Raw genomic sequence first — 9,517 nt, forward strand, 5'->3', positions numbered from 1 at the left:
ATTAAATACCGTGGGATAAGACATAACAAATGAAGTGGATAGTAATTGACACGATAATTCAACCTTCATGCGGCATATCTTTTTCAGCCATATGGGGTAATATGAAAATGATCATCTGGTATCAATCTACTATATTTCTCCCTCCTGGCAGTATATTTACACCGGTTAAATCTGGAATTATCCTTAAAGATAAAGAATATCCTATTACTATTTATAACATCGCACCATTCAACAAGGATTTATGGAGTCTACTCAAAAGCAGTCAAGAGTGTCCTCCAGGAGAAAGCAAAATAACAAATAAATGTTTGCATAATAGTTGCATTATAAAAATATGCCCATATGGGCTCAAGTAAAGGGTTTTATATAAATATGCTCGATATGCTATTAATAATACCTACATAAATAAAACAACGGGCGTGTTATACGCCCGTTGCAATATTAAACACATGTAGTGATTACATGTTCTTGATGATCGCATCACCAAATTCTGAACATTTCAGCAGTTTAGCGCCTTCCATCAGACGCTCGAAGTCATAGGTTACGGTCTTCGCATTGATTGCGCCTTCCATACCTTTAACAATCAGGTCTGCGGCTTCAGTCCAGCCCATATGGCGTAACATCATCTCAGCGGAGAGAATAATAGAGCCAGGGTTTACTTTGTCCTGACCGGCGTATTTCGGCGCAGTACCGTGGGTGGCTTCAAACAGGGCGCATTCGTCACCGATGTTTGCTCCAGGGGCGATACCGATACCGCCAACCTGCGCTGCCAGAGCGTCAGAAATGTAGTCACCGTTCAGGTTCATACAGGCGATAACATCATATTCAGCCGGACGCAGCAGGATCTGTTGCAGGAATGCATCAGCAATCACGTCTTTAATGACGATCTCTTTGCCGGTGTTCGGGTTTTTAACTTTCAGCCACGGGCCGCCGTCGATCAGTTCACCGCCAAACTCTTCACGCGCCAGCTGGTAGCCCCAGTCTTTAAACGCGCCTTCGGTGAACTTCATGATGTTGCCTTTGTGCACCAGAGTCACAGAGTCACGATCGTTAGCAATTGCGTATTCGATCGCTGCACGAACCAGACGTTTGGTGCCTTCTTCCGAACACGGCTTAATACCGATACCACAATGTTCCGGGAAGCGAATTTTCTTCACCCCCATCTCTTCACGCAGGAATTTAATCACTTTCTCGGCGTCGGCAGAGTCTGCTTTCCATTCGATACCCGCATAAATGTCTTCCGAGTTTTCACGGAAGATAACCATATCGGTCAGTTCAGGGTGTTTAACCGGGCTTGGAGTGCCCTGATAGTAACGTACCGGACGCAGGCAGATGTAGAGATCCAGTTCCTGGCGCAGGGCAACGTTCAGAGAGCGAATACCGCCACCAACAGGAGTGGTCAGCGGACCTTTAATGGCAACGCGATATTCACGAATCAGATCAAGAGTTTCAGCAGGCAGCCAGACGTCCTGACCATAAACCTGTGTGGATTTTTCACCGGTGTAAATTTCCATCCAGGAGATTTTACGCTCGCCTTTATAGGCTTTCTCGACTGCAGCGTCGACCACTTTCAGCATGGCTGGGGTTACATCTACACCGATTCCATCACCTTCAATGTAAGGGATAATCGGATTTTCAGGAACGTTGAGTTTGCCGTTTTGCAGGGTGATCTTCTTGCCTTGTGCCGGAACAACTACTTTACTTTCCATTCACCTCTCCTTCGAGCGCTACTGGTTTGCTCGTCTGCCACCACGTTGCATATGCGTTTGCGTCCTGCGATACGGATGCTTTAGAGCAATTTTTTGTTAATGATTTGTAATTGGCTTGTCAATACTACCCTATTGTTTGCCGTCATGAAAGATGCGCGTTATTAGGCTATAATGCGGCAATTCATAATCTCTGAAAATACCATGCAAAAAACTTCTTTTAGAAATCACCAAGTTAAGCGATTCAGCTCGCAACGTTCTACCAGGCGTAAACCTGAAAACCAGCCCACGCGTGTGATCCTGTTCAATAAACCCTACGATGTTCTTCCGCAGTTCACCGATGAAGCCGGACGCAAAACATTAAAAGAATTCATCCCGGTTCAGGGCGTTTATGCAGCAGGTCGCCTTGACCGCGATAGCGAAGGGTTGCTGGTGCTGACCAATAACGGCGCGTTGCAGGCGCGTTTAACCCAGCCGGGTAAACGCACCGGAAAAATCTATTATGTGCAGGTGGAAGGTATTCCCACACAAGACGCACTTGAAGCCTTGCGCAATGGCGTAACCTTAAATGATGGCCCTACCCTGCCCGCAGGCGCGGAGCTGGTTAACGAACCCGCGTGGTTATGGCCGCGGAATCCACCAATTCGTGAACGCAAAAGTATTCCCACCAGCTGGCTGAAGATCACCTTATATGAAGGACGTAATCGCCAGGTGCGCCGCATGACCGCCCATGTTGGTTTCCCCACGCTGCGACTGATTCGCTATGCGATGGGAGATTACTCTTTGGATAATCTTGCCAATGGCGAATGGCGAGAAGTGACAGATTAAGGATGCAAAATGTTTAAACCGCACGTTACCGTTGCTTGCGTGGTGCACGCAGAAGGCAAATTTTTAGTCGTTGAAGAGACGATTAATGGTAAAGCGTTATGGAACCAACCTGCCGGGCATCTGGAAGCCGATGAAACCTTAGTGGAAGCCGCCGCCCGTGAACTGTGGGAAGAAACCGGCATCAGCGCGCAGCCGCAACACTTTATTCGTATGCATCAGTGGATTGCGCCAGATAAAACGCCGTTTTTGCGTTTCCTCTTTGCCATTGAGCTTGAGCAAATATGCCCGACCCAGCCTCATGACAGCGATATCGACTGCTGCCGTTGGGTCAGCGCCGAAGAAATTTTACAGGCGTCAAATCTTCGTTCGCCGCTGGTGGCGGAAAGTATTCGTTGTTATCAAAGCGGGCAACGTTATCCGCTGGAGATGATTGGCGATTTTAACTGGCCTTTTACAAAGGGTGTCATCTAAAAGGCTGCGTGATAGAATACGCCGCCTTGAAGTTCAATGTCGTGAGTGATCCAATGTCTGAAACCGCAAAAAAAGTAATCGTCGGCATGTCCGGCGGTGTCGATTCCTCCGTTTCTGCCTGGCTGTTGCAACAACAGGGATATCAGGTCGAAGGCCTGTTTATGAAGAACTGGGAAGAAGACGACGGTGAGGAATATTGCACAGCGGCAGCGGATCTGGCTGATGCCCAGGCTGTCTGCGACAAGCTCGGCATTGAACTGCACACCGTTAACTTTGCTGCCGAGTACTGGGACAACGTCTTCGAACTGTTCCTTGCCGAATATAAAGCCGGTCGCACGCCGAATCCGGATATTCTGTGCAACAAAGAGATCAAATTTAAAGCCTTCCTCGAATTTGCCGCCGAAGATTTAGGTGCCGATTATATCGCTACCGGTCATTACGTACGTCGGGCCGATGTCGATGGCAAGAGCCGCCTGCTGCGTGGTCTGGACAGCAATAAAGACCAGAGCTACTTCCTTTATACGCTCAGCCATGAGCAGATTGCGCAAAGCCTGTTCCCGGTCGGCGAACTGGAAAAACCGCAGGTGCGTAAGATTGCTGAAGATCTTGGTCTGGTCACCGCGAAGAAAAAAGACTCTACCGGCATTTGCTTCATTGGCGAACGTAAATTCCGCGAGTTCCTGGGCCGTTATCTCCCGGCGCAACCGGGCAAAATCATTACCGTCGATGGCGATGAAATTGGTGAGCACCAGGGGCTGATGTATCACACTCTCGGTCAGCGTAAAGGTCTGGGTATCGGTGGCACCAAAGAAGGTACCGAAGAACCGTGGTATGTGGTGGACAAAGACGTCGAAAACAACATTCTGGTTGTCGCTCAGGGCCATGAACACCCGCGGCTGATGTCTGTCGGGTTGATTGCCCAGCAGTTGCACTGGGTCGATCGCGAACCATTCACCGGCACTATGCGTTGCACGGTAAAAACCCGCTATCGCCAGACCGATATCCCTTGCACCGTCAAGGCGCTGGACGATGATCGCATTGAAGTGATTTTCGATGAACCGGTTGCCGCCGTGACGCCGGGCCAGTCTGCCGTCTTCTATAACGGTGAAGTGTGCCTCGGTGGCGGTATTATTGAGCAGCGTCTGCCGCTGCCGGTCTGATTATTATCTTTACTTAAAACAAGGAAGCAGTGAACGTGGCAAAGAATTACTATGACATCACCCTCGCCCTGGCCGGTATTTGTCAGTCGGCACGCCTGGTGCAACAACTCGCTCACCAGGGGCATTGTGATGCCGATGCGCTACACGTCTCACTCAACAGTATTATTGATATGAACCCCAGCTCGACGCTGGCGGTTTTTGGCGGTAGCGAAGCCAACCTGCGCGTCGGGCTGGAAACCCTGCTCGGCGTGCTCAATGCCAGCAGTCGCCAGGGCTTAAACGCCGAATTAACCCGCTACACACTCAGCTTGATGGTGCTTGAGCGCAAACTCTCCTCAGCGAAAGGCGCGCTCGACACTCTGGGCAACCGGATCAACGGCCTGCAACGCCAGCTCGAACACTTCGATTTACAGTCCGAAACGCTGATGAGCGCGATGGCTGCTATCTATGTTGATGTGATCAGCCCGCTTGGCCCGCGCATTCAGGTCACCGGTTCCCCTGCTGTACTGCAAAGCCCACAAGTGCAGGCGAAAGTTCGCGCAACCCTGCTGGCAGGCATTCGCGCCGCCGTGCTCTGGCACCAGGTCGGCGGCGGACGTCTGCAACTGATGTTTTCTCGTAATCGCCTGACCACTCAGGCAAAACAAATTCTTGCTCATTTAACCCCGGAGTTGTGATCTATGGAATTATCCTCACTGACCGCCGTTTCCCCTGTCGATGGACGCTACGGCGATAAAGTCAGCGCGCTGCGCGGGATTTTCAGCGAATATGGTTTGCTGAAATTCCGTGTACAAGTTGAAGTACGTTGGCTGCAAAAACTGGCCGCGCACGCAGCGATCAAGGAAGTTCCTGCTTTTGCTGCCGACGCAATCGGTTACCTTGATGCAGTTGTCGCCAATTTCAGCGAAGAAGATGCCGCACGCATCAAAACCATCGAGCGTACCACTAACCACGACGTTAAAGCGGTTGAGTATTTCCTGAAAGAAAAAGTGGCGGAGATCCCGGAACTGCACGCGGTTTCTGAATTCATCCACTTTGCCTGTACTTCGGAAGATATCAATAACCTCTCCCACGCATTAATGCTGAAAACCGCGCGTGATGAAGTGATCCTGCCGTACTGGCGTCAACTGATTGATGGCATTAAAGATCTCGCCGTTCAGTACCGCGATATCCCGCTGCTGTCTCGTACCCACGGTCAGCCAGCCACGCCGTCAACCATCGGTAAAGAGATGGCAAACGTCGCCTACCGTATGGAGCGCCAGTACCGCCAGCTTAATCAGGTGGAGATCCTCGGCAAAATCAACGGCGCGGTCGGTAACTATAACGCCCATATCGCCGCTTACCCGGAAGTTGACTGGCATCAGTTCAGCGAAGAGTTCGTCACCTCGCTGGGTATTCAGTGGAACCCGTACACCACCCAGATCGAACCGCACGACTACATTGCCGAATTGTTTGATTGCGTTGCGCGCTTCAACACCATTCTGATCGACTTTGACCGTGACGTCTGGGGTTATATCGCCCTTAACCACTTCAAACAGAAAACCATTGCTGGTGAGATTGGTTCTTCCACCATGCCGCATAAAGTTAACCCGATTGACTTCGAAAACTCCGAAGGGAATCTGGGCCTTTCCAACGCGGTATTGCAGCATCTGGCAAGCAAACTGCCGGTTTCCCGCTGGCAGCGTGACCTGACCGACTCCACCGTGCTGCGTAACCTCGGCGTGGGTATCGGTTATGCGCTGATTGCGTATCAATCCACCCTGAAAGGCGTGAGCAAACTGGAAGTAAACCGTGACCATCTGCTGGATGAGCTGGATCACAACTGGGAAGTGCTGGCTGAGCCAATCCAGACAGTTATGCGTCGCTATGGCATCGAAAAACCGTACGAGAAGCTGAAAGAGCTGACTCGCGGTAAGCGCGTTGACGCCGAAGGCATGAAGCAGTTTATCGATGGTCTGGCGTTGCCAGAAGAAGAGAAAGCCCGCCTGAAAGCGATGACGCCGGCTAACTATATTGGTCGAGCTATCACCATGGTTGATGAGCTGAAATAAACTCGTATCAGTGCCGGATGGCGATGCTGTCCGGCCTGTTTATTAAAATTATCCACTTTTTCTTTTTTCACTTTACCTCCCCTCCCCGCTGGTTTATTTAATGTTTACCCCCATAAACACATAATCGCGTTACACTATTTTAATAATTAAGACAGGGAGAAATAAAAATGCGCGTACTGGTTGTTGAAGACAATGCGTTGTTACGTCACCACCTTAAAGTTCAGATTCAGGATGCTGGTCATCAGGTCGATGACGCAGAAGATGCCAAAGAAGCCGATTATTATCTCAATGAACATTTACCGGATATTGCGATTGTCGATCTCGGATTGCCTGACGAGGACGGTCTGTCACTGATTCGCCGCTGGCGTAGCAATGATGTTTCACTGCCGATTCTGGTATTAACCGCCCGTGAAAGCTGGCAGGACAAAGTCGAAGTATTAAGTGCCGGTGCTGATGATTACGTGACTAAACCGTTTCATATTGAAGAGGTGATGGCGCGAATGCAGGCATTAATGCGGCGTAATAGCGGCCTGGCTTCACAGGTCATTTCGCTACCCCCGTTTCAGGTTGATCTCTCTCGCCGTGAATTATCTATTAATGACGAAGTGATCAAACTGACCGCGTTCGAATACACCATTATGGAAACGTTGATACGCAATAATGGCAAAGTGGTGAGCAAAGATTCGTTAATGCTCCAACTCTATCCGGATGCGGAGCTGCGGGAAAGCCATACCATTGATGTACTGATGGGACGTCTGCGCAAAAAAATTCAGGCACAATATCCGCAAGAAGTGATTACTACCGTTCGCGGCCAGGGCTATTTGTTCGAATTGCGCTGATGAAAAAATTACTGCGTCTTTTTTTCCCGCTCTCACTGCGGGTACGTTTTCTGTTGGCAACGGCTGCGGTAGTACTGGTGCTTTCGCTTGCCTACGGAATGGTCGCGCTGATCGGTTATAGCGTCAGTTTCGATAAAACTACGTTTCGGCTGTTACGTGGCGAGAGCAATCTGTTCTATACCCTTGCGAAGTGGGAAAACAATAAGTTGCATGTCGAGTTACCCGAAAATATCGACAAGCAAAGCCCCACCATGACGCTAATTTATGATGAGAACGGGCAGCTTTTATGGGCGCAACGTGACGTGCCCTGGCTGATGAAGATGATCCAGCCTGACTGGCTGAAATCGAATGGTTTTCATGAAATTGAAGCGGATGTTAACGATACCAGCCTCTTGCTGAGTGGAGATCATTCGATACAGCAACAGTTGCAGGAAGTGCGGGAAGATGATGACGACGCGGAGATGACCCACTCGGTGGCAGTAAACGTCTACCCGGCAACATCGCGGATGCCAAAATTAACCATTGTGGTGGTGGATACCATTCCGGTGGAGCTAAAAAGTTCCTATATGGTCTGGAGCTGGTTTATCTATGTGCTCTCAGCCAATCTGCTGTTAGTGATCCCGCTGCTGTGGGTCGCCGCCTGGTGGAGTTTACGCCCCATCGAAGCCCTGGCAAAAGAAGTCCGCGAACTGGAAGAACATAACCGCGAATTGCTCAATCCAGCCACAACGCGAGAACTGACCAGTCTGGTACGAAACCTGAACCGATTGTTAAAAAGTGAACGCGAACGTTACGACAAATACCGTACGACGCTCACCGACCTGACCCATAGTCTGAAAACGCCACTGGCGGTGCTGCAAAGTACGCTGCGTTCTCTGCGTAGTGAAAAGATGAGCGTCAGTGATGCTGAGCCGGTAATGCTGGAGCAAATCAGCCGCATTTCACAGCAAATTGGCTACTACCTGCATCGTGCCAGTATGCGCGGCGGGACATTGCTCAGCCGCGAGCTGCATCCGGTCGCCCCACTGCTGGACAATCTCACCTCAGCGCTGAACAAAGTGTATCAACGCAAAGGGGTCAATATCTCTCTCGATATTTCGCCAGAGATCAGCTTTGTCGGTGAGCAGAACGATTTTGTCGAGGTGATGGGCAACGTGCTGGATAATGCCTGTAAATATTGCCTCGAGTTTGTCGAAATTTCTGCAAGGCAAACCGACGAGCATCTCTATATTGTGGTCGAGGATGATGGCCCCGGTATTCCATTAAGCAAGCGAGAGGTCATTTTCGACCGTGGTCAACGGGTTGATACTTTACGCCCTGGGCAAGGTGTAGGGCTGGCGGTAGCCCGCGAAATCACCGAGCAATATGAGGGTAAAATCGTCGCCGGAGAGAGCATGCTGGGCGGTGCGCGGATGGAGGTGATTTTTGGTCGCCAGCATTCTGCGCCGAAAGATGAATAAATATGTCCTTTTATCACCACAGCAAGGCAACCCATTGATTTAATTAAACAACCCACACTGCAAAAAGTGCTAAAAACAGCAAATTGACTACACCATTAACTACACCGTTCGGTGCACTGTATGAAACAACGTGGAACAAATAGACACAAGAAATATACAGGCGGGTAATCTTTCCAGGGGGAAGCGCACCAATTCATGAGGGGCGTTAATGTCGATATGGGGATCCCCATAACGGGGCTACCGGATTTTTTTTCCGGTTAACTGTTAATCAGGCTGGTGGGTTTTACCTGTTCGGTAGGTGTTATGATTATCGTAATACCTTTCCCCCAGTGGGGTAAAAGCTCCAACCGTAACGATGTTCGTTGTGGTTGCCTTGATGGTCTGCGTGGTCATTATGACCATTCAGAATATGAAGGGTGACGCTTCCGACTTCCTCAAATTGAGGTTTCCGAAAATATCAGCGGGTTAGCGATTAATCTGACCATTAATTAAACTACGAAAATTTCGTAGTTTGTGAATATATTCCGGCCTTCTGATTAACAGTCCTCAGATGTGAGGGATGTAGCCAGCGCAATTTTGCGTTATCGGGAATATCAGCAAGTTACCGCCGCAGCCGTTCCGGCTTCTTCCAGTGGTACGTTATTTTTTCTTTCTCCCGATACAGTTCAACGCGGCGATTGTAGGCCAGCATTTCAAGAACGCGGTTCCGTATGTTGCGCATATCAACGCCATTAAGTTCTATACCATCACGGCGCATCACTTCCGCTACAACACGCACATAATTTTCAGCGGTCACGCTGTCCGGCTGTGTGGCCTGTTCGTCATGCTGCTGGCTGATTCCGGCGACGCGGCGGATTAATCCCAGTAGTTCGGCTTCTGTCATTGTGCCCCCATCGCTCTGATAGTCTGGTGTCGTCGGGTCCTTCCTGGAATTATGGCCCGTTACGGGGCGGCGACCTCGCGGTTTTTATCTGTTTATGAGAATTTTCCGGCAAAAGTCAGATC

General features: G+C 49.9%; 10 protein-coding genes. 8 read left to right on the plus strand and 2 right to left on the minus strand.

Going from position 1 to position 9,517, the window contains the following annotated elements:
* The first annotated feature begins 29 nt into the window (after positions 1–29).
* Positions 30–353 carry an anti-adapter protein IraM gene (locus E0D98_RS18395; RefSeq protein WP_001307134.1) on the plus strand — a complete coding sequence of 108 codons (324 nt, stop codon included), beginning with the start codon at positions 30–32 and terminating at the stop codon, positions 351–353.
* Positions 354–455: 102 nt separating this feature from the next.
* Here E0D98_RS18395 and icd read toward each other — a convergent pair whose 3' ends face one another.
* The gene (gene icd, locus E0D98_RS18400) at positions 456–1,706 is read right to left on the minus strand and encodes an NADP-dependent isocitrate dehydrogenase (protein WP_000444487.1); all 1,251 of its coding nucleotides are present in this window, start codon (positions 1,704–1,706) and stop codon (positions 456–458) included.
* 171 nt (positions 1,707–1,877) lie between these two features.
* On the opposite strand from icd, the gene rluE reads away from it, so the two are divergent.
* The 7 genes from rluE (at position 1,878) to phoQ (ending at position 8,512) form a co-directional block, all read left to right on the plus strand.
* Positions 1,878–2,531, plus strand: coding sequence for a 23S rRNA pseudouridine(2457) synthase RluE (gene rluE, locus E0D98_RS18405; protein WP_001248698.1), 654 nt, complete (start codon positions 1,878–1,880; stop codon positions 2,529–2,531).
* Between the two features lie 9 nt (positions 2,532–2,540).
* Entirely contained in the window at positions 2,541–3,002 is a 462-nt protein-coding gene (gene nudJ / locus E0D98_RS18410) for a phosphatase NudJ (protein WP_000476093.1), read from the plus strand.
* Positions 3,003–3,055: 53 nt separating this feature from the next.
* The gene (mnmA, locus tag E0D98_RS18415; RefSeq protein ID WP_001297484.1) at positions 3,056–4,162 is read left to right on the plus strand and encodes a tRNA 2-thiouridine(34) synthase MnmA; all 1,107 of its coding nucleotides are present in this window, start codon (positions 3,056–3,058) and stop codon (positions 4,160–4,162) included.
* A gap of 35 nt (positions 4,163–4,197) precedes the next feature.
* Positions 4,198–4,839, plus strand: a complete 642-nt coding sequence (hflD, locus tag E0D98_RS18420; RefSeq protein WP_001297479.1) for a high frequency lysogenization protein HflD — start codon at positions 4,198–4,200, stop codon at positions 4,837–4,839.
* 3 nt (positions 4,840–4,842) lie between these two features.
* The gene (purB, locus tag E0D98_RS18425) at positions 4,843–6,213 is read left to right on the plus strand and encodes an adenylosuccinate lyase (RefSeq protein ID WP_000423750.1); all 1,371 of its coding nucleotides are present in this window, start codon (positions 4,843–4,845) and stop codon (positions 6,211–6,213) included.
* 167 nt (positions 6,214–6,380) lie between these two features.
* Entirely contained in the window at positions 6,381–7,052 is a 672-nt protein-coding gene (gene phoP / locus E0D98_RS18430) for a two-component system response regulator PhoP (protein ID WP_001265481.1), read from the plus strand.
* Positions 7,052–8,512 (plus strand): two-component system sensor histidine kinase PhoQ, encoded by a 1,461-nt coding sequence (phoQ, locus tag E0D98_RS18435; RefSeq protein ID WP_000735412.1) that lies wholly within the window; start codon positions 7,052–7,054, stop codon positions 8,510–8,512. Before phoP ends, phoQ begins: the two co-directional genes overlap by 1 nt.
* A gap of 601 nt (positions 8,513–9,113) precedes the next feature.
* On the opposite strand, the gene E0D98_RS18440 is transcribed toward phoQ, so the two are convergent.
* Complete coding sequence (locus tag E0D98_RS18440) at positions 9,114–9,395, minus strand: hypothetical protein (protein ID WP_000133424.1); 282 nt, start codon at positions 9,393–9,395, stop codon at positions 9,114–9,116.
* Between the last annotated feature and the right edge of the window lie 122 nt (positions 9,396–9,517).

The sequence above is a fragment of the Escherichia sp. KCJ4928 genome, assembly GCF_004352695.1.
Classification (GTDB): Bacteria; Pseudomonadota; Gammaproteobacteria; order Enterobacterales; family Enterobacteriaceae; genus ECMA0423.